18 protein-coding genes are annotated in these 22,644 nt (G+C 66.8%); 12 read left to right on the plus strand and 6 right to left on the minus strand.

Annotated features, from left to right (window positions below; genetic code table 11):
• The 8 genes from HG262_RS24890 to HG262_RS24925 form a co-directional block, all read left to right on the plus strand.
• The coding region (locus tag HG262_RS24890) for a thiolase family protein (protein WP_169273555.1) at positions 1 to 903 on the plus strand (903 nt) is incomplete at its 5' end.
• The gene (locus HG262_RS24895) at positions 900 to 2,141 is read left to right on the plus strand and encodes an SDR family NAD(P)-dependent oxidoreductase (RefSeq protein WP_169273556.1); all 1,242 of its coding nucleotides are present in this window, start codon (positions 900 to 902) and stop codon (positions 2,139 to 2,141) included. The genes HG262_RS24890 and HG262_RS24895, both read left to right, overlap by 4 nt.
• A gap of 42 nt (positions 2,142 to 2,183) precedes the next feature.
• Complete coding sequence (locus tag HG262_RS24900) at positions 2,184 to 2,969, plus strand: cyclase family protein (RefSeq protein ID WP_169273557.1); 786 nt, start codon at positions 2,184 to 2,186, stop codon at positions 2,967 to 2,969.
• Positions 2,970 to 3,001: 32 nt separating this feature from the next.
• Positions 3,002 to 3,730, plus strand: a complete 729-nt coding sequence (locus HG262_RS24905) for an SDR family oxidoreductase (protein ID WP_169273558.1) — start codon at positions 3,002 to 3,004, stop codon at positions 3,728 to 3,730.
• 176 nt (positions 3,731 to 3,906) lie between these two features.
• Positions 3,907 to 5,058 carry an ABC transporter substrate-binding protein gene (locus tag HG262_RS24910; protein WP_169273559.1) on the plus strand — a complete coding sequence of 384 codons (1,152 nt, stop codon included), beginning with the start codon at positions 3,907 to 3,909 and terminating at the stop codon, positions 5,056 to 5,058.
• Between the two features lie 15 nt (positions 5,059 to 5,073).
• Positions 5,074 to 6,114, plus strand: a complete 1,041-nt coding sequence (locus HG262_RS24915; RefSeq protein ID WP_169273560.1) for a branched-chain amino acid ABC transporter permease — start codon at positions 5,074 to 5,076, stop codon at positions 6,112 to 6,114.
• Positions 6,111 to 7,904, plus strand: a complete 1,794-nt coding sequence (locus HG262_RS24920) for a branched-chain amino acid ABC transporter ATP-binding protein/permease (RefSeq protein WP_169273561.1) — start codon at positions 6,111 to 6,113, stop codon at positions 7,902 to 7,904. The genes HG262_RS24915 and HG262_RS24920 overlap by 4 nt, the downstream gene beginning before the upstream one ends.
• Entirely contained in the window at positions 7,904 to 8,659 is a 756-nt protein-coding gene (locus HG262_RS24925; RefSeq protein WP_169273585.1) for an ABC transporter ATP-binding protein, read from the plus strand. Before HG262_RS24920 ends, HG262_RS24925 begins: the two co-directional genes overlap by 1 nt.
• Here the strand turns inward: HG262_RS24925 and HG262_RS24930 are convergent.
• Positions 8,656 to 9,591, minus strand: a complete 936-nt coding sequence (locus tag HG262_RS24930) for a glycosyltransferase family A protein (protein ID WP_169273562.1) — start codon at positions 9,589 to 9,591, stop codon at positions 8,656 to 8,658. The genes HG262_RS24925 and HG262_RS24930 overlap by 4 nt on opposite strands.
• Positions 9,592 to 9,814: 223 nt before the next feature.
• On the opposite strand from HG262_RS24930, the gene HG262_RS24935 reads away from it, so the two are divergent.
• Positions 9,815 to 10,786: a LysR family transcriptional regulator gene (locus HG262_RS24935; RefSeq protein ID WP_169273563.1), complete on the plus strand. Its 972-nt coding sequence runs from the start codon at positions 9,815 to 9,817 to the stop codon at positions 10,784 to 10,786.
• A gap of 87 nt (positions 10,787 to 10,873) precedes the next feature.
• On the opposite strand, the gene HG262_RS31145 is transcribed toward HG262_RS24935, so the two are convergent.
• The 4 genes from HG262_RS31145 to HG262_RS24950 all read right to left on the minus strand — a co-directional run bounded on the left by HG262_RS31145 (position 10,874) and on the right by HG262_RS24950 (position 13,565).
• Positions 10,874 to 11,002 carry a hypothetical protein gene (locus tag HG262_RS31145; protein ID WP_006226408.1) on the minus strand — a complete coding sequence of 43 codons (129 nt, stop codon included), beginning with the start codon at positions 11,000 to 11,002 and terminating at the stop codon, positions 10,874 to 10,876.
• Positions 11,003 to 11,184: 182 nt separating this feature from the next.
• Positions 11,185 to 12,117, minus strand: a complete 933-nt coding sequence (locus HG262_RS24940; RefSeq protein ID WP_169273564.1) for a sugar kinase — start codon at positions 12,115 to 12,117, stop codon at positions 11,185 to 11,187.
• Entirely contained in the window at positions 12,110 to 12,757 is a 648-nt protein-coding gene (locus HG262_RS24945) for a bifunctional 4-hydroxy-2-oxoglutarate aldolase/2-dehydro-3-deoxy-phosphogluconate aldolase (protein WP_169273565.1), read from the minus strand. The genes HG262_RS24940 and HG262_RS24945 overlap by 8 nt, the downstream gene beginning before the upstream one ends.
• A gap of 22 nt (positions 12,758 to 12,779) precedes the next feature.
• The gene (locus HG262_RS24950) at positions 12,780 to 13,565 is read right to left on the minus strand and encodes an IclR family transcriptional regulator (protein ID WP_169273566.1); all 786 of its coding nucleotides are present in this window, start codon (positions 13,563 to 13,565) and stop codon (positions 12,780 to 12,782) included.
• A 240-nt stretch (positions 13,566 to 13,805) separates the two neighbouring features.
• On the opposite strand from HG262_RS24950, the gene uvrA reads away from it, so the two are divergent.
• The 3 genes from uvrA to HG262_RS24965 all read left to right on the plus strand — a co-directional run bounded on the left by uvrA (position 13,806) and on the right by HG262_RS24965 (position 21,476).
• Positions 13,806 to 19,601, plus strand: a complete 5,796-nt coding sequence (gene uvrA, locus HG262_RS24955) for an excinuclease ABC subunit UvrA (protein ID WP_169273567.1) — start codon at positions 13,806 to 13,808, stop codon at positions 19,599 to 19,601.
• A 5-nt stretch (positions 19,602 to 19,606) separates the two neighbouring features.
• Positions 19,607 to 20,743, plus strand: a complete 1,137-nt coding sequence (locus HG262_RS24960; RefSeq protein ID WP_169273568.1) for an aminodeoxychorismate synthase component I — start codon at positions 19,607 to 19,609, stop codon at positions 20,741 to 20,743.
• Between the two features lie 100 nt (positions 20,744 to 20,843).
• On the plus strand, positions 20,844 to 21,476 hold the full coding sequence (locus tag HG262_RS24965; RefSeq protein WP_169273569.1) for an aminotransferase class IV family protein: 633 nt from the start codon (positions 20,844 to 20,846) through the stop codon (positions 21,474 to 21,476).
• 72 nt (positions 21,477 to 21,548) lie between these two features.
• Here the strand turns inward: HG262_RS24965 and HG262_RS24970 are convergent, their stop codons facing one another.
• The gene (locus tag HG262_RS24970; RefSeq protein ID WP_169273570.1) at positions 21,549 to 22,451 is read right to left on the minus strand and encodes a LysR family transcriptional regulator; all 903 of its coding nucleotides are present in this window, start codon (positions 22,449 to 22,451) and stop codon (positions 21,549 to 21,551) included.
• Positions 22,452 to 22,644 lie beyond the last annotated feature (193 nt).

Consider the following 22,644-nt stretch of genomic DNA (forward strand, 5'->3'; position numbering starts at 1 on the left):
GCGGCCCTGCGCCGCGCGGCCCGCGCCGTGCAGGCCGGCGACGCGAATATCGTGGCGTGCATCGCGGGCGACACCAACCATGTGGATTCCTTCCGCAACACGGTCAGCCAGTTCTCGCGCTTTGCGCAAGACGCCGTCTATCCCTATGGCGCGGGCGGACCGAACGCCAGTTTCGCGTTGCTGACGGCAAACTACATGCGCGCCACCGGGGCCACCCGCGATGACTTCGGCAAGCTGTGCGTGGCGCAGCGCGACAACGCGCTGCGCTATCCGCACGCGTTGATGAAAAAGCCGTTGACCTTGCAGCAGTACCTGGACGCGCGCGTCATCACCGGCCCGATCCACCTGTTCGACTGCGTGATGCCCTGCGCGGGCGCGGACGCCTTTCTCGTCATGCGCGAGACGCAAGCCCGCGCCCTGAACCTGCCGTATGCCCGCATCCTGTCCACCATCGAGCGGCACAACGCCTGGATCGACGACCCGATCCAGACGCGCGGCGGCTGGACCATGGACGTGGACGAGCTCTACGGCCAGGCCGGCGCGGCGCCCGCCGACATGGACTTCCTGCAGGCCTACGACGACTACCCCGTCATCAACTTGATGCAGATCGAAGACCTGGGCTTCTGCGAAAAAGGCGCCGCCCCGGCGTTCGTCCGCGCCAATACCTTTACCGTCGACGGCAGCTTCCCCTTCAACACCAACGGCGGCCAACTGTCGGTGGGCCAGGCGGGCGCGGCCGGTGGCTATCTGGGCCTGATAGAAGCCCTGCGCCAGCTGACCGGCACGGCCGGCGGCACTCAGGTAACCGGTGCCCGCATCGGCATGGTCAGCGGCTTCGGCATGATCAACTACGACCGCGGGCTATGCACTGCCGCGGCCATTCTGGCCAGGAGCGACGCATGACCGAGCCGCTAGCCAAGCCGCCCCGGAAGAACCCGGTTGCACGCACCCGCCAGCCCACGCTGCCGCCCGGCTGGCGCAGCCGCAGCGCATTGGGGCTGACCGCGGCCGCCGCCGAAGGCCGCTTCGAACTGCAGACCTGCGCCGACTGCGGCACGGTGCAGTACCCGCCCCGCGAGGTCTGCGGCCATTGCCTGTCCGAACACCTGCCGTGGCGCCCGGCCGATCCCAACGGCGTGCTGCTGGTCAGCACCGTCCTGCACCACAGCAACGACCTGTACTTCCGCGAACGCCTGCCGTGGCGCGTGGGCACCGTGCACATGGACGCCGGCCCCTCCGTCGTGGCGCACGTCCACCAGGACTGCGTCGACGGCGCGCGCGTGCGCCTGACGCTGAAACTGGACCGCGGCGGCCAGGCCGTGATGATCGCCCTGCCAGAAAGGAACACCCCGAACATGGAAGACGACAAAACCCTGCGCGAGACCTCGTGCGACCCGAAGTTTCGCCGGGCCCTGGTCACGGACGGCAAGTCCGCGGTGGGCCAGGCCGTGGCGCGCGCCCTGCTGGACGCGGGCTGCCCGACCGTGTTCCTGGGCGATCCGCAGGCCTGGAAGCGCGACGAGGCGTTCGACGCCCTGGCCGCCGACCCGCGCGTGCAGACCGTCACGCTGGATGTGACCGATACCGATTCCGTCGAACGCCTGGCCGCCTCCATCGGCGGCAAGGTCGAAATCCTGGTGAACACGGCCGATCTGGAACGTGAAGGCGGCCTGCTCGGCCGCAAGGATGTGAACACGGCGCGCGACGCCATGGATGTGAACGTGCTGGGCCTGATGCGACTGGCGCAGTGCTTCGGCCCGGCCCTGTGCGGCCGCGCCGCCGACGGCGTGAATAGCGCCACCGCCTGGGTCAACGTGCTGTCCATCTACGCGCACATGAACCTGCCCGCGCGCGGCATGTGGTCGGCATCCCAGGCAGCTGCCCTGTCGTTGTCCCAATGCCTGCGCGCCGAACTACGCGACGCGGGCGTGCGGGTGGTGAACGTGTTCCCCGGCCCGGTGGACCATGAATGGGAACAACGCACACCCCCGCCGCGCGTGGCGCCCGCCACGATTGCCGCAGCCATCGTGCGTGCGTTGAAGGATGGGATCGAAGACGTCTACGTTGGCGACGTGGCGCAGGAATTCCGCGCCCGGCTGGCCGAGAACCCCAAGGGACTGGAACGGGAACTGGGCGCCTGAGGGCCCCTTCCCGACAACGCACGAACCAAGAGGAGCAACAGCATGAGCCAGAACATTCTTGCCCAATTCATGTCGGAACTCGTGTCGGGTCGCATCGGCCTGGTGGACCTGACCGAAACCCTGACGCCGGAATTCCCCACTATCGTGCTGCCGCCGGAATTCGGCCAGGCATGGCCGTTCCGCATGGAAGAGATTTCGCGCTACGACGAGCGCGGCCCGGCCTGGTACTGGAACAACTTCTCGTGCTCGGAACACACGGGCACGCACTTCGACGCGCCCGCCCACTGGGTCACGGGCAAGGACCAGCCCGACAACACGGTGGACACGATCCCCATTGAGTCCTTCATCGCCAGCGCCTCTGTCATCGACTGTTCCGCCGAAGCGCGCGACAACCCCGATTTCCTCCTGACCATCGATTTCGTGAAGGCCTGGGAAGAAAAACATGGCCGCATCCCGGCGCGCTCGTGGGTGCTGATGCGCACCGACTGGTCCAAGCGCGCCAAACCCGCCGAATACCTGAACATGCAGGCGGACGGCGCGCACTCGCCCGGCCCCGACGCCGAGGTCGTGCCCTGGCTGATCAAGGAGCGCGACGTGCACGGCTTCGGCACCGAATCCGTGGGCACCGACGCGGGCCAGGCCCATCACCTGAACCCGCCCTACCCCTGCCACTACTACATGCACGGCAACAACCGCTACGGCCTGCAGTGCCTGACGAACCTGGACCAGTTGCCGCCCACCGGCGCGGTGATCTTTTCGGCCCCGCTCAAGATCCGCAGTGGGTCGGGCAGCCCCCTGCGCGTGCTGGCGCTGGCGCCCAAGGCCTGAGCGGCCACGGCCACAACGAATAAAGGGATTCCATGACACAAACGAATGTTGCCCTCGTCACCGGCGGCAGCGCCGGCATCGGGGCGGAAATCTGCCGCAGCATGCTGGACGCCGGCTATGAAGTGATTTCGATGGCGCGCCGCGCGGCCGACTTCAGCCACCCCCGCCTGCACAACATGCAGGTGGACCTGCTGGACGCCAACGCCACCGCCCAGGCCGGGCAGGAAGCTGCCGCCAAGTTCCCCATCAGCCACGTTATCCACAACGCGGGCGTCATCTGGCCCAATCTGCTCCCGCAGGTCACGCAGGAAGAACTGCATGGCCTGACGCAGATACACCTGGGCGCGGCGATCTCCCTGGTGCAGGCGGCGCTGCCCGGCATGCAGGAACGCAATTTCGGCCGCATCGTGATGATGTCCTCGCGCGGCGCGCTGGGCCTGCCCACCCGCACCGCGTATTCGGCCACCAAGGCCGGCATGGTCGGCATGGCGCGCACCTGGTCGCTGGAACTGGCGCCTTACGGCATCACGGTCAACGTGGTGGCGCCCGGCCCCATCCAGACGGACATGTTCTACGAAGTGATCGAACCCGGCAGCGAACGCGAAAAGCAGCTGGCCAACGGCATCCCGGTCAAGCGCCTGGGCCGTTCGGACGACGTGGCGCGCGCCGTGATGTTCTTCGCCGACCCTGCCAACAGCTTCGTCACCGGGCAGACGTTGTTTGTGTGCGGTGGCGCCAGCGTCAGTTCCATCACCATCTGACCGAGCGCATCCTTCGTCTGTCGTCGGGTTTTAACGGATAGGTAAGCATCAGTACCACGTCTACAGTGCTCATCCTTGAGTGTTAGAAATTTTAAGCAACAAGCAATTCCCGCAGTTCCCGTTTTCTCCGTTTTCCAGCCGCACTCTCACTCTGCTCCCTATCCGGAGGTTTTGCCATGCTGTCGAAGAAACTCCCCCTGGCCGCGGCCGCCGCCGTCGCCGCTCTGTTCGCCTTGCCCGCCCTGGCCCAGGTCAAGATAGGCGTCGTCACGTCTTCCACCGGACCGACCGCGCTGGTCGGCATTCCGCAGAAGAACACCGTGCCGCTGCTGCCCAAGAAGATCGGCGATCTGACGGTGGAATACATCTCGCTGGATGACGCCAGCGATTCCACCAACTCGGTCACCGCCTTCAAGAAGCTGATTTCGGAGCAGAACGTGGATGCGCTGATCGGCCCGTCGGGCTCGCCCAACGCCATGGGCGTGATCCAGTTCGCCGCGGAGGCCGGCGTGCCGATGCTGGCGCCGGTGGGCACGGCAGCCGTCGTGCTGCCGATGAACGAGCAGAAAAAGTGGGTGTTCAAGACCACGCAGAACGACGACATCATCGCCCGCGCGCTGGTGGACCACATGGTCAAGACGGGCGTGAAGACGGTCGGCTTCATCGGCCTGAATGATCCCTACGGTGAAAACTGGTCCAAGGTGTTCTCGGGCCTGGCCACCGAGAAAGGCATCAAGGTCATCGCCAACGAACGCTATCTGCGCTTCGACAGCTCGGTCACGGGCCAGGCGCTGAAGATCCTGGCCGCCAAGCCGGACGCCGTGCTGGTGGCCGCGCCCGGCGCCGCCAGCGTGCTGCCGCAGACGACCCTGTTCGACCAGGGCTACAAGGGCAAGTTCTACCAGACCCACGGCGCCGCGCTGCCCGACTTCCTGAAGCTGGGCGGCAAGAAGGTCGAAGGCACGGTGCTGGCCGCCAGCCTGATGCTGGTGCTGCCCGAAATGCCGGACAGCAATCCGTCCAAGAAGGTCGCCAGCGACTACATCGCGGCCTATGAAAAGCTCAACGGCTCCAAGCCCGCTACTTTCGGCGCCAACGTCTACGACGCCGGCCTGCTGCTGGAAAAGGCCGTGCCGCTGGCGGAAAAGGCCGGCAAGCCGGGCACCAAGGAGTTCCGCAGCGCCCTGCGCGACGCGCTGGAACAGACCAAGGAGCTGGTGGGCACGCAGGGCGTCTACAACATGAGCGCGGCGGACCACAGCGGCTTCGATGACCGCGGCCGCGAACTCATTACCGTGAAAGACGGCAACTGGGCGCTCGTCAAGTAAAGCCACGGATTCCGCATGAATGCTCAGATCGCCTTGATACTTGGGCAGGACGGCATCACCAACGGCGCTATTTACGCGTTGTTGGCGTTGTCGATCCTGCTGGTCTTCACCGTTACCCGCGTGCTGTTCATCCCCCAGGGCGAATTCGTCGCCTTCGGCGCGCTGACCATGGCGGCCATCCAGGCCGGCAAGCCCGTGCTGCTGGTCTGGCTGCTGCTGGCGTTCGCGCTGGCCGAAGCCGTCGCCGACCTGGTGGCGCGCGCCAGGCGTCCGGGCCGCACCCGCGGCCTTTGGCGCATCGCGGCCAAGGCGATCTATCCGCTGGTGCTGGCGGCGCTGTTCTATCGGCTGCCGCTGGCGCAATTGCCCATGTCGGTCCAGGCGCTGTTGACCTTGCTGCTGGTGGTGCCGATGGGCCCGCAGCTGTACCGCCTGTTCTACCAGCCCATCGCGTCAGCCTCGACGCTGGTGCTGCTGATCGTGTCCATCGCCGTGCACCTGGCGCTGGTCGGCCTGGGCCTTCTGGCCTTCGGCGCCGAAGGGGCGCGCACGGCGCCCTTCAGCGATGCCAGCCTGGCGTTGGGCCCCATCAACATCAACAGCCAGGCGCTGTGGGTGGTGGCGGTGTCGGCGGTGCTGATCATCGTGCTCTACCAGTTCTTTGAACGGTCGATGTATGGCAAGGCCTTGCGCGCCGCCGCCTTCAACCGGCTGGGCGCGCGGCTGATGGGCATTTCCCCCATCTTCGCGGGCCGCGCCACCTTTTTCCTGGCGGCGCTGATCGGCACGGTGTCGGGCATCCTCATCGCGCCCATCACCACCATGTACTTCGATTCCGGCTTCATGGTCAGCCTGAAAGGCTTCGTGGGCGCCATCATCGGCGGGCTGGTCAGCTATCCGCTGGCCGCGGCCGGCGCCATCCTGGTGGGCCTGATCGAAGCCTTCTCGTCGTTCTGGGCCAGCGCCTACAAGGAAATCATCGTCTTCACGCTGATCATCCCCGTGCTGCTCTGGCGCTCGCTGAAAAGCCATCACGTCGAGGAAGAAGACGAATGAACCCCCGCATCATCCTCTTCGTATTCCTGGCGCTGCTGGCGCTGGGGCCACTGGCCTTGCCGCCGTTCTACGTCACCCTGCTGAACTACATCGGCCTGTATGCGCTGGTGGCGCTGGGCCTGGTGCTGCTGACCGGCGTGGGCGGCTTGACGAGTTTCGGGCAAGCCGCCTTCGTGGGCGTGGGCGCCTACACGACGGCGCTGCTCACCACCCGCGCCGACTCCCTGCCAACGTGGCTGGCGTGGCTGGGCGCCTCCCCCTGGCTGACGTTGCTGGCGGGGCTGGCGCTGACGCTCGTCATCGCTTATCTGCTGGGCGCGATCACGCTCAAGCTGTCGGGCCACTTCCTGCCGCTGGGGACCATCGCCTGGGGCCTGTCCCTGTACTTCGCCTTCGGCTCCGTCGAAGGCCTGGGCGGCCACACCGGCATTCCGGACATCCCCGCCATCAACCTGTTCGGCTGGTCGCTGAACCAGGGCGGCAGCATCTACTACCTGATCTGGGCGTTCCTGCTGGTGGCGGTGTGGTCCACGCAGAATCTGCTGGATTCTCGCGAAGGCCGCGCCATCCGCGCGCTCAAGGGCGGACGCGTGATGGCGGAGTCGATGGGCGTGGACACCGCGCGATCGCGGATGGTGATCTTCATCATCGCCGCGCTGCAGGCCTGCGCGTCGGGCTGGCTGTACGCCCACATGCAGCGTTTCGTGAACCCCAACCCGTTCGGCCTGCAGATGGGCATCGAATACCTGTTCATGACCGTCATCGGCGGCGCGGGCCAGGTCTGGGGTGCGCTGGTCGGCGCGGGCGTGTTCACGGTGCTCAAGCAATGGCTGCAGGACTGGCTGCCCAAGCTGCTGGGCCAGACCGGCAACTTCGAGGTTATCGTCTTCGGCTTCGGCATGGTGCTGCTGCTGCACCGCGCCCGCAGCGGCCTGTGGCCGGTGCTGACGCGCTGGATCCGCGTGAAAAAGCCCGTACGCCGCCTGGATATGGACGCCGAGCCCTTGCCCCGCAAGCCCATGCCGCCGCGTGGCGACGTCGTGCTGAAGGCCGTGGACGTGACGCGCAAGTTCGGCGGCCTGGTCGCCAACAACGCCATGAACCTGGAGATCCGCGCGGGCGAGATCCTGGCGCTGATCGGCCCGAACGGCGCCGGCAAGAGCACGATGTTCAACCAGATATCGGGCGTGGACACGCCAACGTCGGGACAGGTCACGCTGCTGGGCCAGCCCGTGGCCGGCGCCGGCGCGCGCAAGATCGCGCGGCTGGGCCTGTCGCGCACCTTCCAGCACGTGCGCCTGCTGTCGCGCATGAGCGTGCTGGAGAACGTGGCCATCGGCGCCCATCTGCGCGGGCACCGCGGCGTGCTGCCGGCCGCGTGGCGGATGGACCGCCCCGAGGAATCGCGGCTCTTGGCCGAGGCCGCCCGCCAGGTCGAGCGCGTGGGCCTGGGCAAGCACCTGCATGACGAAGCCGGTTCGCTGGCGCTGGGCCAGCAACGCATCCTGGAGATCGCGCGCGCCCTGGCGTCCGACCCCTGCATCCTGCTGCTGGACGAACCCGCGGCCGGCCTGCGCTATCAAGAAAAGTGCGAACTGGCCGAGCTGCTGAAGAAACTGCGCGCGGAAGGCATGGCCATCCTGCTGGTCGAACACGACATGGACTTCGTGATGGGACTGGTGGACCGCGTGGTGGTCATGGACTTCGGCGAGAAGATCGCCGAGGGGCTGCCTACCGAGATCCAGCACAACCCCGCCGTGCTGGAAGCCTATCTGGGCGGAGTGGAATGATGACTGCGACATTGCTGGAAGTGCGCGACCTGCGGGTCGCCTATGACAAGGTCGAGGCCGTGTCCGGCATCAGCCTGACGGTCGGCGAAGGCCAGATCGTGACCGTGATCGGCCCCAACGGCGCCGGCAAGACGACGCTGCTGTCGGCCATCATGGGCGTGCTGCCGTCCACGGGACAGATCGTGTTCGGCGGCAAGGCGCAGGCGCATGCCGAGATCGAGGAAATGGTAGCGGCCGGCATGAACCTGGTGCCTGAAAAGCGCGAGCTCTTTGCCGAAATGACGGTGGAGGACAACCTGATGCTGGGCGCGTTCCACCGTTTCCGCTGCGGCCTGCGCGACCAGGACAAGACGCTGGCCGAGGTCTACGAGCTGTTTCCCCGGCTGAAGGAACGCCACGCCCAACTGGCCGGCACCCTGTCCGGCGGCGAGCGCCAGATGCTGGCGGTGGGACGCGCGCTGATGGCCAAACCGCGCCTCTTGATGCTGGACGAACCCAGCCTGGGACTGGCGCCGCGCATCGTGCGCGAAGTGTTCCGCATCGTCGCGCGGCTGCGCGAAATGGGCGTGTCCATCCTGCTGATCGAGCAGAACGCCCGCGCGGCCCTGCAGGTGGCCGACTACGCGTACGTGCTCGAGACCGGCACGGTCACGCTGGAAGGCCCGGCGGCGGAAGTCGCGGTAGACCCACGCGTGGTCGAGGTATATCTGGGGCTGGGCCACGGCGCGCCGGCGGCAGCGCCCGCCTGCCCCTAGACGACGCCGCGCCGGCGGTCGCGGCGGTACAACGCGTATCCCACGGGCCACATCGCCGCCACCATGAAGGTCGCGCACGGATTCGTCAGCCGATAGGCCTGGACGGCCGTGGGCACGCCGGAGTGCTTCAGGTGCAGCCGGAAACGCGTATAGCGCGCGGCCGCCATGATGAATTCGCGCGGCCGGAAGCGGAAAAATTCCAGGTGGTGCTGCAGCATGTCCCAGGCCAGCAGGTACAGGCCCTGCGCATTGTTGGCCACCGACACGGCGCCCTGGCTCAGGCCGCCCGGGGTGTCGTGGTAGGTGCGCACCACGCGGTTGATGAAGCGGCTGAGATAGCCCGCGCGCGCGACCGCCCACCACACCAGGCTTTCCGGCACGAAACCCGCCACGTCTTCGGGAAAGGGGTATTTCCTGAGGATGTCGGTGCGCATACAGCCGAATTTCTCGCCCTTGATGCGATAGCGGAAATACACGTCCACCGCCGTGCTGTCGAACACGTCCTGCGGATAGCGGTCGCCGACGATGCTGCCGTCGGGCCGCGCGCACAAGCCGGTCACGGCCACATAGGAATCGCGCCGCGAGGGCGGGATGCTTTCCCAGGCGTCCTTGAACGTGGCCAATGCGTCCGGCGGCATTTCGTCGTCGCTGTCCAGGCCCACGACCAGTTGGCCGCGCGCTTCCCGTACGCCGCGGTTGAACGCGGTTTTCTTGTGCTGGTTGTTCTGCCAGATGTAGCGAATCGGAAAATCGGCGCGCGTCTGCCAATCCAGGATGGAATCGTGGGTGTTGTCGGTGGAACCATCGTCCACCACCACCCACTCGAAGTCCCGGAATGTCTGCCGGGAAAGCGATTCATACACCCGGTGCAGCGTACCCGCCCGGTTGTAGGTGGGCGTCAGAACGGTGAAAAACGTTGGTGTATCGGTCATGCCTGCTATGCCCCTTTGCGATCTCCGTGCCACCGCTGCGGTCTTGGTCTAACTGTTTTCGCCTGAAGTGTAGGGGATATGCCTGCGTGAACCGATGGCGGCGCATTCGAATTTGCAATCAAATCTGTCAACCCGTGCATTTTTTAGCGGTTATTCCGGACCATTATGCGTTGGGCGGCGTGCGGGAGTGGCGTAAACTCGGGCGGCCAAATCCGGAATGCCTATGGAAGCTTCGACCGTCCAGCTCAATGACATCGCCTTGTTCGTAGAGGTCGCCAAGCGCAAGAGCTTCAGCCTGGCCGCGCGCGCGCTGGACATGCCCACGTCGACGCTGTCGCGCCGTATCAATGAACTTGAGCGCGCGATCGGCCTGCGGCTGATCAACCGCAACACGCGCAGGCTGGACCTGACCGAGGCCGGCGCGGCCTACATGCGCCGCTGCCAGGGCCTGATCGACGAAGCCCGCCTGGCGCACGAACAGCTACTGTCGCTGTCCGGGGGCCCGTCGGGCAACCTGCGGGTGTCCATGCCCTATAGCCTGGCGATCTGGCTGCTGCCGGAAACCATCAACGACTTCACCGACCGCTATCCCGAAGTGGAGTGCGAGTTCGACCTGAGCATGATGACCGCGTCCGATGCGCAAGGCACCCCGTTCGACGTGGTGCTGCGCTTTGGCCGCAACACCGACTATCCCCTGGCGGCCATCGACACGGGTAACGGCAATGGCAACGGCTCGCCCGTCGCGCGCAGCGACGGCGCCGTGGTGCAGGAACTGGTGTCCCTGGACAACTACCTGTACGCCTCCGACCGCTATCTGGAACGCCATGGTGAACCCAAGACGCCCATCGACCTGACACAGCACCAATGCCTGCGCACCACCATCGACGACGCGCATTCGCACTGGACGCTGCACAACGGCACCGTGAGCGAACGCGTACCGGTCAGCGGCCATCTGGCCGCCAACAACATGAGCATCGCCGGCACCCTGGCGGGCCTGGACCTGGCCATCACGCGCATGCCGCACTGCCAGGCGCTGGACCCGATCATCAAGCGCAACTCGCTGCGGCGCGTGCTGCCGGGCTGGTCGGTGGACCCGATCTCGATCTATGTGGTGTACCCGTCCAGCATCCAGCCTGCGAAGACCCGGGCGTTCATGGATTTCATCAAGCCAAAGCTCGGGCCTGCCCTGGAGTGACGGGGGGCAGGCCATCTCGCTCCCCCCAAAAGAAAAATCCCCGCACAGCTTGGCGCCGTGCGGGGATTTTTCAGATCAGGGCGTTGATTAGACGCGCTTGATCTTTTCCAGCATCTTGAAAACACCCTTGGGCGACTTGACGAACAAGCGCTTGAAAGCCTTGCCCAGGCAACGGCGTTCCAGGGTGTTACGACGCACGCGTTTGCGTTCAGCCATGTTGATTCTCCTGTTGAATTTGCGGAAAGTGGCCCGCACAACCGGAAATCGGGCTGGCGGAAAAAATTCGGATAACTTGGCATTTTAGCCTGAAAACCGAAGACCATGCCAATTGGGGTGGAATACAGGGCGGAGCGCCCGCGACTTGATCCGTCCCCGTGAACACCCGTCCCGTGTCCGCCCTAGTCTGTCAGCGATCTCAACCGCTCCCAGACCTGTTCCGAGCGCGGCAGCGGGTCGACCGCCCCGTAGCCCAACGTGGACAGCGCGGCCGCCGCGTTGGCGTAGCGCACGGCGTCTTCCCAGGAATCGCCCTGGCAGCGGCGCGCCAGCAGGCTGCCCGCGAAGCAATCACCCGCCCCCGTGGCATCCACGGCGTCCACCCGCAAGGCGGCAACCGGCGTCCGCGTGCGTCCGTCGTCGATGATGGAACCGTCCTTGCCCAGTTTCAGCACCACCACGCCTGCCGCGCCGCCGTCGCGGATCCAGTCCAGCGTACGTTCAGGATCGTCATTGCCGGTCAGGTGCTGCATGTCGTCCATGCTGGGCAGGAACACGTCGGCTTCGCGCATGGCTTCGCGCAGGACGGCGCGGGCGCGGTCCACCGGCCATAACCGCAACCGCAGGTTCGAATCCAGGCTGACCTCGGCGCCCGCGGCATGCGCGCGGGCGATGGCGGCGAACACGGTATCGCAGGCGCTGGTGCTGATCGCCATGCTGATGCCCGACACGTGCAGGAAGCGGCTGCGTTCGATCAGGCCGCTTTGCAGCAAGGCCGGTGTCATCAGGCTGGCGGCCGAGCCGCGGCGCAGATAGCTGAACGCGTGGCCGTCGGGGCCGTGCTGCACGAAATACAGCCCGGTGTGGGCATCGTCGTCCGTCTGCACGCCCGTCGTGTCCACGCCTTCGGATTGCCACAAGTCCAGGAACTGGGCGCCGAACGTGTCATTGCCCACGCGGGTCAGGTAGGCGCAGCGCGCGCCCTGGCGGGCGGCGGCGATGACCGCGTTGGACGTGTCGCCGCCGAAGCCCTGCAGGTATTGCAACTGGCCCTTGTGGGTCTGATTCAGCTCGACCAGCGGTTCGCCCAACGCGACGATGTCGAAATCAGCCATGGGCGGCCTCGCGGGTGCGGGTGATCTGGGCGACCAGGGCGGCCGTGTCGCGCGCGGCGAATGCGGCCTTGTCGTACAGGTTGCTGCCGATGCCCACCAACCCGGCGCCGGCCGCGAAGTATGCGCCCATGTTGTCCTGGGTGATGCCCCCCGTGGGGCAGAAGATCGTGTCCGGATAAACCGACTTCAGCGCGGCCAGGTGCTTGGGCCCACCGGTGTCGGCCGGGAACACCTTCACCACGTCCACGCCGGCGCGGCGGGCCGCAAGCACTTCCGTCGGGGTGAAGGCGCCCAGCAGGCACAGGGCGTCGGCCGCGTGCGCCATGTCCACGATCTCGGTCGCCAGGGCGGGCGACACCAGAAAGTCGGCGCCGGCCACCAGCGCGTCGCGGGCCTGGGCTTCGTCCAGCACGGTGCCCACGCCCAGCAGCAGGCTGGCGCCGTGCTTGTCGCGCAGCGCGCGCACCAGATCGGTCACGCCAGGAATCGTCCAGGTCAGCTCCAGCGTCGTGCAGCCGGCCGCCACGGCGACTTCGGCGGCATAGGCGGCGGTGGCCGCGTCGGTATAGCGCAGCACGGGCACGACCCGGGCGGCCAGCAGGGCGGAAAGCTTGGAGGCGATGGGAGCGGATGCGGTCATGGAATTCCTCTGGGGCGGGCGGTCAGATGCCGCCGGACGATGCCGGCAGGACGGCGAGTTTGGCCGCGGCGGCGTCGCGCAGCCGCAGCAAGGGATCGATATAGGCGGCTTGCGGGTCGTCGCGGCGCCGGAACAGCAGGGTGCTGACGCTGACGCCCGCAACGGGCCGGCCGGCCGCGTCGCATAGCGCGACGCCGTAGCAGACGATGCCGGCTTCATTTTCTTCGTTGTCCATGGCGTAGCCGCGCGCGCGGTCCGCGTCCAGCACGGCGCGCAGGGCCGGCAGGCTGGTCACGGTGCCCGGCATGCGCGCCGGCAGCGGCAGGCCGTGCAGCAGGCGCTCGCGGGCGGCCTCGTCCAGGGCGGCCAGATACGCCTTGCCGACCGCGCTGGAATGCAAGGCCACCGACGACCCCACGCGTGACACCATGCGCACCGGGCCGGGGCTTTCCAATTTGTCGATATAGATCATTTCCTGTCCGGCGGGCACCGCCAGGTGCACGGTTTCGCCGGTGGCGTCGCGCAGCGCCTGCAGATCAGGCGCCAGCGCGGCGCGCAGGTCGAACTGCGACCAGGCGCGGCTGGCCAGGGACATCAGGCGCGTGCCCAGGCGATAGGCGCCGTCGGTTTCCGCCACCATGCCTTGCTCGGCCAACGCGGCCACGATGCGATAGACCGTGGGTCGCGGGTAGCCGCAGCTGCGCGCAAGCGAGGCGGCCGTGGGCGGTTGGGGCGCATCGGCCACCGCCTGCAGGACCGTCATGAATTTGGCGAACGCCGCAGCGCCCGCGACCTTGGTTTCCGACAAGAACGTCCCCAAATAGTGGCAACCAGCCTTTAACTATGAACAAACAGATTTCGCAAGGCAAACAGCGCGAATGTCAGACGAATCTGCGATACTGTTTATTTGTACAGCTAGTTAGCCGCTTAGTGTCCATATTATGGACAGATGGCTCACTATGTAGGCAATTATTCCATATCGGCGCGCTCGAAACCAGCGAAGGGTTATCGCTCGGGCAGGCGCCTTCCTCAGGCTACGATACCGTCCATGAGCTCCCAAATCCGCATCGTTGGCGCACGCCAGAACAATCTCAAGAACCTGGACCTGACTATCGCCACCGGCGAATTGGTCGTCGTGACGGGCGTTTCGGGCTCCGGCAAGAGTTCGCTGGCGTTCGACACGCTGTACGCCGAGGGACAGCGGCGCTACGTGGAAACCTTCTCGCCCTATGCGCGCCAGTTTCTGGACCGCATGGACAAGCCGCAGGTAGACCGCATCGAAGGCATCCTGCCGGCCATCGCCATCGACCAGACCAATCCGGTGCGCAGCTCGCGCAGCACGGTCGGCACGATGACCGAATTGAACGACCACCTGAAGTTGCTGTTTGCGCGCGGCGCCCGGCTGTACTGTCGCGGCTGCGGCAAGGTGGTGCGCCGCGACACCCCGGACTCCATCTACCATTCGCTGGCCGAACGCGCGGCGGTGGCGGGCGATCCGCGTCTGGTGGTGACTTTTCCCATCGCCGTGCCCGCCAACTTCACCGAAGACGAAGTGCGCGGCTTTCTTGAGCAGCAGGGCTACACCCGCGTGCACGCCGAGGAAACCGCCGTGCCCCGCGCCACCGCCGCGGCCAAGGGCGCGAAAGCGGCGAAAGGCGCCAAGAAAGGCAAGGCGGCCAAGGACGCCGGCGAGGAACGCCGCATCTTGCACGTCATCCAGGACCGCTTCCGCTTTGCGGGCACCGAACGCGAACGCGTGATGGAAGCACTGGACACCGCGCTGCGCATGGGCGCCGGGCACCTGGCCGTCTACGTCATGGACGCCGAAGGCGGCGACGCGGACATCTGGAAGTACAGCGACCGCCTGCATTGCGCCGATTGCAACATCGAATACACCGACCCGCTGCCCAGCAGCTTCTCGTTCAACTCGCCGCTGGGCGCCTGCGAATCCTGCCGCGGCTTCGGCCGGGTGATCGGCATCGATTTCGGCCTGGTGATCCCGGACGAGAACAAGACCCTGCTGGAAGGCGCGATCAAACCATGGACGACGCCGTCCTATAAGGAGTGCCAGGACGAACTGCAGAAGTACGCGCCGCGCGCGGGCGTGCCGCTGGGCGTGCCCTGGAAGGCGATGAGCGAAGAGCACAAGCGCTGGGTGCTTTACGGCACCCCTGACTGGAAAGGCGGCAACGACGCCTGGAAGCACCAGTGGTACGGCGTGCAGCGCTTCTTCGACTGGCTGGAAACCAAGTCCTACAAGATGCACGTGCGCGTGCTGCTGTCGAAATACCGCAGCTACACGCCCTGCCCCACCTGCAACGGCGCCCGCCTGAAACCCGACGCGCTGCTGTGGCGCCTGGGCACCAAGGAAGAAGCCGACACGGTGCTGCCGCCGGAAGACGGCCGCTACCAGCGTTTCATGCCGGTCGGCGCCAACTGGACGCGAGACCAGTTGAACCACCTGGGCGGGCTGTCGATCCATGACGTGATGCTGCTGCCCATCGAACGGGTGCGCCGCTTCTTCGACGAGCTATCGTTTTCGGGCGCACTGGACGCGGCCACCGACCTGCTCATGACCGAAGTGCGCGCGCGGCTTAAGTTCCTGTGCGACGTGGGCCTGGGCTACCTGACGCTGGACCGCCAGAGCCGAACGCTGTCGGGCGGCGAAGTGCAGCGGATCAACCTGACCACCGCGCTGGGCACCTCGCTGGTGAACACGCTATTCGTGCTGGACGAGCCGTCCATCGGCCTGCACCCGCGCGACATGCACCGCGTGGTCGAAGTCATGCACCGGCTGCGCAACGCCGGCAACACGCTGGTGGTCGTGGAACACGATCCCCAGGTCATGGTGGCCGCGGACCGCATCATCGACATCGGCCCGGGCCCCGGCGAACGCGGCGGCTACATCGTTTTCGACGGATCGCCCAAGCAGCTGCGCGCCGCCGACACGCTGACGGGCAATTACCTGGGCGGACGCCAGCGCGTGGAAGCGCCGCGTCCGATGCCGGTCGCCCAGAACACGCCGCGGCTGCTGCTGGAAGGCGTCAACGCGCACAACCTCAAGAATGTCTCGGTGGAACTGCCGCTGGGCCGGCTGGTCTGCGTGACCGGCGTGTCCGGATCGGGCAAGTCCACGCTGGTGCAGGACGTGCTGTACCCCGCGCTGCTCAAGCAGAAGGGCAAGCCGTCGGAAGCGCCCGGGGCATTTGACCGCCTGTTGGGCGCCGAGCAGATCGCCGACGTTGTCATGGTGGACCAGACGCCCATCGGCAAGACGGCGCGCTCCAATCCCGCCAGCTATGTGGGCGCCTTCGACGCCATCCGCAAGCTGTTCGCCCAGGCCCCGCTGGCGCGCGAACGCGCCTACACGGCCGGCACGTTCAGCTTTAACGGCGGCGACGGCCGCTGCCCGACCTGCGGCGGCACCGGTTTCGAACACGTGGAAATGCAGTTCCTGTCGGACGTGTACCTGCGCTGCCCGGATTGCGACGGCAAGCGCTTCCGCCCGGAAGTGCTGGAAGTGCGCGTCGAACATCTGGGCAAGAGCGCGTCCATCGACGAAGTGCTGGCCATGACGGTCAGCGAAGCGCTGGACTTCTTCAAGGGCCTGCGCGACGTGCAGACGGGCCTGGCGCCGCTGGCCGACGTGGGCCTGGAATACGTGCGGCTGGGCCAGCCTGTGCCGACGTTGTCGGGGGGCGAGGCGCAGCGCCTGAAGCTGGCGGGCCACCTGGCCGAAGCCGCGCGCAGCGGCATCTCCACCGCCAAGGTCGCCAAGAAGGGCAGCCTGTTCCTGTTCGACGAGCCCACCACCGGCCTGCACTTCGACGACGTCGCGCGCCTGATGCGCGCCTTCCGCAAGCTGCTGGCCGCCGGCCACACCCTGCTGGTCATCGAACACAACCTGGACGTGATCCGCGCGGCCGACTGGCTGATCGACCTGGGTCCGGAAGGCGGCGACGCCGGCGGCCTGGTGCTTGGCGTGGGCACGCCACAAGACTTGATGGACAACCCCAAGTCCCACACGGGCGCCGCGCTGCGCGACTACGAAGTCAGCATCCTGCCGGCCGACGTGGTCGTGACCAGCGACGCCGACGCGCAGGAAGTCGAGCAGGCCGGCCTGACGGCCCGCATCGCCGAACCCGCCGCGACGTATGGCGAAGCCAACGGCGCGGGCGAAGGCACCCCGCTGCAGTCCGTGATGCGCGCGCGCCGTCAGGGCAACATGGCGATCGAGATCCGCAACGCGCGCGAACACAACCTGAAGAACATCAGCGTCGAGATCCCGCACGACAAATTCACCGTGATCACCGGCGTGTCCGGCTCGGGCAAGTCCACGCTGGCCTTCGACATCCTGTTCAATGAAGGCCAGCGCCGCTACCTGGAATCGCTGAACGCCTACGCGCGCGCCATCGTGCAGCCGGCCGGCAAGCCGGACGTGGACGCCATCTTCGGCATCCCGCCCACCGTCGCCATCGAACAGCGCACCAGCCGCGGGGGCCGCAAGTCCACCGTGGCCACGATGACGGAAATCCACCATTTCCTGCGCCTGCTCTATGTGAAGCTGGGCACCCAGTACTGCCCGGACTGCAATGTGGCGGTCGAACCGCAGAACACGGACCAGATCGTGGCCCGTCTGCTGCGCGACCACAAGGGCGAGCACATCGGCCTGCTATCCCCGCTGGTCACGGCACGCAAGGGCTACTACACGGACCTGGCCAAGTGGGCCGGTTCCAAGGGCCATACGCATCTGCGCGTGGACGGCGAATTCATCCCCGTGGCGCCATGGCCGCGCCTGGACCGCTATAAGGAACACACCATCGAACTGCCCGTGGCGGACGTGGTGGTGGACCCCGCCAACGAGGCCGACCTGCGCGCCGCCGTCAAGAGCGCGCTGGAAAACGGCCAGGGCGTGATGTCGGTCGTCTGGCCGGTGAACAAGCTGCACGGAGCGCTGAACAGCGAACTGCAACAGCAGCACTTCTCGGTCAAGCGCGCCTGCCCGTCTTGCGGCACCAGCTTCCCCGAACCCGATCCGCGCCTGTTCTCGTACAACTCCAAGCACGGCTGGTGCACGGGGTGCTTCGGCACTGGCCTGCAATTGCAAGGCTTCGACGAAGAGCAGACCGGCGAGGAAACCGCCTGGAACGCCTGGTATGAAGGCGAGGCCCGTGCGTGCACGCAGTGCGACGGGCAGCGCCTGAACCGTGTGGCGCGCGCCGTGCGCTGGCGCGACAAGTCGATCGCGGAACTGGCATCGCTGCCGGTATCGGACGCGCACACCTTCTTCACGGGACTGGTGGCGCGCGGCCGCGAAGGCGAGATCGCCCGCGACATCCTGACCGAAATCCGCGGCCGGCTGAATTTCATGCAGGAAGTGGGCCTGAACTACCTGGCGCTGGATCGCGCCGCGCCGACGTTGTCCGGCGGCGAAGCGCAGCGCATCCGGCTGGCCGCGCAGTTGGGTTCCAACCTGCAGGGCGTCTGCTACGTGCTGGACGAGCCCACCATCGGCTTGCACCCGCGCGACAACCGCATCCTGCTGAACGCGCTGGCACGCCTCGAAGAAAACGGCAACACGCTGGTGGTGGTGGAACATGACGAAGACACGATCCGCCGCGCCTCGCACGTGATCGACATCGGGCCGGGCGCGGGCATCCGCGGCGGCCGCGTCGTGGCGGAAGGTTCCGTGCAGGATTTGATGGACGCGCCGGAATCCATCACCGGACGTTATCTGAAAACGCCGCTGCAGCACCCGCTGCAAGGCCGTCGGCCGGTTGAAGCCGACACGCCGATGATCGAGATCCGCGGCGCGCGCCTGCACAATCTGCGCAGCGTGGATGCCAAGATTCCGGTGGGCCGCCTGAGTGTCGTGACCGGCGTATCGGGTTCCGGCAAGTCGACGCTAGCGCGCGAGGTGCTGCTGGACAACCTGAGCCAGGCCGTCTCGCAAGGCAAGTCTCCGGGCTGGGCGGGTTGCGAAAGCATCAAGGGCTGGGAAGCCATCGACCGCGTGCTGGAAGTGGACCAGACGCCCATCGGCAAGACGCCGCGCTCGTGCCCCGCCACCTATGTGGGTTTCTGGGACGACGTGCGCAAGCAGTTCGCCGATACCCGCGAAGCCCGCATGCGCGGCTGGACGGCGGCGCGCTTCTCGTTCAATACCGGCGACGGCCGCTGCCCGATCTGCGAAGGCCAGGGCATGCGCACCATCGAAATGAACTTCCTGCCGGACGTGAAGGTGCCGTGCGACGCCTGCAACGGCGCGCGCTTCAACAGCGACACACTCAGCGTGCAGATGCGCGGCAAGAACGCCGGCGAACTGCTGTCCATGGAAGTGGACGACGCCATCGGCTACTTCGCGGCGCACCCGAAGATCCACCGACCGCTGCAATTGATGCAGGATGTGGGGCTGGGCTACCTGACGTTGGGCCAGCCGTCGCCCACCCTGTCGGGCGGCGAAGCGCAGCGCATCAAGCTGGTGACCGAGCTGTCCAAGGCGCGCCTGACCGACGGTCTGATCAAGACCGGCCGCGCTTCGCGCATCCCGCATACGCTGTACGTACTGGACGAACCCACCGTGGGCCTGTCGATGGCCGACGTGGAGAAACTGATCCATGTGCTGCATCGTCTGGTGGAAGCGGGCAACACCGTCGTCGTGATCGAGCACAATCTGGACGTCATCGCCGAAGCCGACTGGCTGCTGGACCTGGGCCCGGAAGGTGGCACGGGCGGCGGCAAGCTGGTGGGCGAAGGCTCGCCGGAACATGTGATGACCCTGGCAAGCCACTCCCACACCGGACGCGTCCTGACGGAATTCCTGGCGCAACAACAACAGCAGTAACACGCATGGATTGTCGTTTTGAAGACCGGCTGGCCGGTCGCGCGCTGCGGTTAGAGGGCTTTTGCTCGCGCATCGAAGCGCGTGCCGCGGCCGACATCGCCCCCGCGCTGGCAGCCATCGAGGCCGCACGGCGGCAGGGGCGATGGATCGCCCTGTTGCTGGATTACGAACTGGGCGAATGGCTGTTGCCCGAAGCCGCGCTGGCCGCGCCCGCCGGCCCCTGGACGCCGCCGCGCGACGACGGCCGCCCCCGCCTGACCGCGCTGGTGTTCGACCGCAAGAGGGACGAAGCCCCCTGGAACGCGCCGGACGCCGGCAGCGCGCCCGCCTCCATCAGCCTGCCCGCGCCTCGCATGACCGAAGCCGGCTTCGTGCGCCAGATCGAGGCCATCCGCGGCCTGATCAGCGACGGCGAGCTGTACCAGGTCAATTTCACGCAACCGCTCGACCTGCAATACCAGGGCGATCCGGCCACGCTCTACCGGCGCATCGCCGCCCGCAATCCGGTGGCCCACGGCGCGTTCATCCAGGACGGCGACCGCACGGTGCTGTCTTTTTCACCCGAGCTCTTTGTGCGGCGTGACGGTCCCCGGCTGACGACCCGCCCGATGAAAGGCACCGCACCACGGCACCCCGATCCCGTCGAGGATGCGCGGCTGGGCCAGGAACTGCTGGCCAGCGAAAAAAACCGCGCCGAAAACCTGATGATCGTGGACCTGCTGCGCAACGACCTGGGCCGGCTGGCCCAGCCCGGTTCGGTCAAAGTGGACGCGCTGTTCTCGCTGGAACGCTACCCCACCGTCTGGACCATGACGTCCACCGTGTCGGCGCTGGCGCCGGACGCCACGCTGCAGGACGTGCTGACCGCCCTGTTCCCCTGCGGCTCCATCACCGGCGCCCCCAAGGTGGCCGCCATGCGCCGCATCCGCCAGATGGAGACCGCCCCGCGCGGCCTGTACTGCGGCAGTGTGGGATGGCTGGCGCCTGACGGCGATTTTTCGTTGAATGTGGCGATCCGCACCCTGGTGCTGGACCCAGCCGGCGGCGGCGTCTACAGCGTGGGCGGCGGTATCGTGCACGACTCGGATCCTGCGGAGGAATGGCAGGAATGCCACTGGAAGGCCCGCATCCTGCGCGCCTGACGGTGTCCCCATCCCACAGGCCACGCCGGTGCTGGATACAACTGCGGCAGCGGTAGTAGCATAGAGCGCGGCTCCGACCGCCATTTCCCAGGAGAGTCCCATGCAACCCGAATTGATCGAGACCATCCTGGTCGATGCCGAACAACGCGTGCCCCTGCTGGCCCGCCACCTGCAACGCCTGGAGGCGTCGTGCAAGGCGCTGGGCTACGCCTGGGGCGGCCGCGCGGTGGAAGGCGACATCATGATCGCCGCGATGGGTCTGGTTACCCCCGGGCCGCACCGCCTGCGCCTGCTGGTGGCCCGGGACGGCTCCCGCCATATCCAGACCGCCCGGCTGCCGCCACTGCCCTCCGTCCAGGAAGTCATGCTGGCGCCCGAGGCGCTGCGCTCCTCGGAACCGCTGCTGCGCTACAAGACCACGCACCGCCCCTGGTACACCAAGACGATCGAATGGCTGCCCGCGCATCCGCATATCTTTGACCTGCTCTACCTGAACGAGCGCGGTGAACTGTGCGAGGGCAGCCGCAGCAACGTGTACTTGCGCGTGAACGGCCATTGGCTCACCCCGCCGGTGGACAGCGGTTGCCTGCCCGGCGTGCAGCGCGGCGAGCTGTTGGACACCGGCAACGTCCAGGAACGCGTGCTGACCCTGGCCGATCTGCACGCCGCCGACGAAATCCGCCTGTCCAACGCCCTGCGGGGCTGGTTCACGGTCACGCTGCGGGAAACCTGATCCCCCCGCCACGCGGCGCCTGCCTGCGTTGCATCCCTGCGCTGTCCGTCCAGGTCCGGTTCCGGCCCCGCCTCAGTCCGCGAACTCGTCCACCACCACTTGCCGCAACCACTGGTTGGCCGGTTCGCGGTGGCTGCGGGCGTGCCAGAACACGTTGATGACGGATTCCGGGATCTTCACCGGACAGGGCGCCGTCGCCAGCCCGAAAGGCTGGCAGGCGCAGTCGGCAAAGCGCCGCGGCACCACCGCGATCATGTCAGTGGCGGCCAGCACAGGCCCCACCGCCATGAAATGCGGCACCGTCAGCCGCAGGCGGCGGCGGATGCCGGCTTGCTCGATCACGTCGTCCACCACCCCGTGGCCCGTCCCTTCGGACACGATGGCCACATGCTCGGCCGCGCGGAACTGCCTGGCCGACACGCCTGAGCGCGCCAGCGGGTGGTCGCGCCGGAAGATGCACACATAAGGCTGGCTGAACAGCTTGCGCTGGAAAAAGCCGCCTTTCAGGCCCGGCAGGAAACCCATGGCCAGGTCGATGCGGCCGCGCTCCATCTCGTCCTTCACGTCAAGGGACGTGGTGCGCACGGTCCGGATCGTGACGCCGGGCGCCGTGCCGTCCAGCGCCCGCATCAAGCGGGGCAGGAAATAGGTTTCACCCACGTCGTTCACGCCGATCACGAAGGCCCGCTCGCTGTCTGCCGGATCGAAGCGCGCCCGCGCGCTCAACGTGACATGCAGCGCGCCCAGCGCGTCGGCGATGGGCTGGGCCAGCGATTCCGCGTAGGGCGTCGGCACCATGCCGCGCGACGTGCGCAGGAACAATTCGTCGCCCAGCAGCTTGCGTAACCGGCCCAGCGCGTTGCTGACGCCCGGTTGTGAAATGCCCAGGCTTTGCGCCACGGCGGACACCCGGCGGTGCTTCTGCAGTTCATTGAAAACGACCAGCAGATTCAGGTCCACGTCTTTCAGGTTCATGCGCTTGTCTCCACCAATATTGATTTTGGTGATTAGCCTTATCAAGCAGATTCTATTTATTTATTCCACCGCGTGCCCGATGATGAGGCGACAACTGCCCGCGCCGATGCCGCGCCGGCCCTGCCCGCCCCAAGCGGGCCAGACGGAAATGGAGACAAACCATGCAACCCGCCACGCCCTGTCGTTCGGGCGG

This window comes from Achromobacter sp. Bel (genome assembly GCF_012928505.1).
Taxonomy (GTDB): domain Bacteria; phylum Pseudomonadota; class Gammaproteobacteria; order Burkholderiales; family Burkholderiaceae_B; genus Achromobacter.

Excerpts from the sequence above, each read along its gene's own strand:
- HG262_RS24895 (WP_169273556.1), top strand. The coding sequence starts at position 900 with ATGACCGAGCCGCTAGCCAAGCCGCCCCGGAAGAACCCGGTTGCACGC.
- HG262_RS24900 (WP_169273557.1), top strand. The coding sequence starts at position 2,184 with ATGAGCCAGAACATTCTTGCCCAATTCATGTCGGAACTCGTGTCGGGT.
- HG262_RS24905 (WP_169273558.1), top strand. The coding sequence starts at position 3,002 with ATGACACAAACGAATGTTGCCCTCGTCACCGGCGGCAGCGCCGGCATC.
- HG262_RS24910 (WP_169273559.1), top strand. The coding sequence starts at position 3,907 with ATGCTGTCGAAGAAACTCCCCCTGGCCGCGGCCGCCGCCGTCGCCGCT.
- HG262_RS24915 (WP_169273560.1), top strand. The coding sequence starts at position 5,074 with ATGAATGCTCAGATCGCCTTGATACTTGGGCAGGACGGCATCACCAAC.
- HG262_RS24920 (WP_169273561.1), top strand. The coding sequence starts at position 6,111 with ATGAACCCCCGCATCATCCTCTTCGTATTCCTGGCGCTGCTGGCGCTG.
- HG262_RS24925 (WP_169273585.1), top strand. The coding sequence starts at position 7,904 with ATGACTGCGACATTGCTGGAAGTGCGCGACCTGCGGGTCGCCTATGAC.
- HG262_RS24930 (WP_169273562.1), bottom strand. The coding sequence starts at position 9,591 with ATGACCGATACACCAACGTTTTTCACCGTTCTGACGCCCACCTACAAC.
- HG262_RS24935 (WP_169273563.1), top strand. The coding sequence starts at position 9,815 with ATGGAAGCTTCGACCGTCCAGCTCAATGACATCGCCTTGTTCGTAGAG.
- HG262_RS31145 (WP_006226408.1), bottom strand. The coding sequence starts at position 11,002 with ATGGCTGAACGCAAACGCGTGCGTCGTAACACCCTGGAACGCCGTTGC.
- HG262_RS24940 (WP_169273564.1), bottom strand. The coding sequence starts at position 12,117 with ATGGCTGATTTCGACATCGTCGCGTTGGGCGAACCGCTGGTCGAGCTG.
- HG262_RS24945 (WP_169273565.1), bottom strand. The coding sequence starts at position 12,757 with ATGACCGCATCCGCTCCCATCGCCTCCAAGCTTTCCGCCCTGCTGGCC.
- uvrA (WP_169273567.1), top strand. The coding sequence starts at position 13,806 with ATGAGCTCCCAAATCCGCATCGTTGGCGCACGCCAGAACAATCTCAAG.
- HG262_RS24960 (WP_169273568.1), top strand. The coding sequence starts at position 19,607 with ATGGATTGTCGTTTTGAAGACCGGCTGGCCGGTCGCGCGCTGCGGTTA.
- HG262_RS24965 (WP_169273569.1), top strand. The coding sequence starts at position 20,844 with ATGCAACCCGAATTGATCGAGACCATCCTGGTCGATGCCGAACAACGC.
- HG262_RS24970 (WP_169273570.1), bottom strand. The coding sequence starts at position 22,451 with ATGAACCTGAAAGACGTGGACCTGAATCTGCTGGTCGTTTTCAATGAA.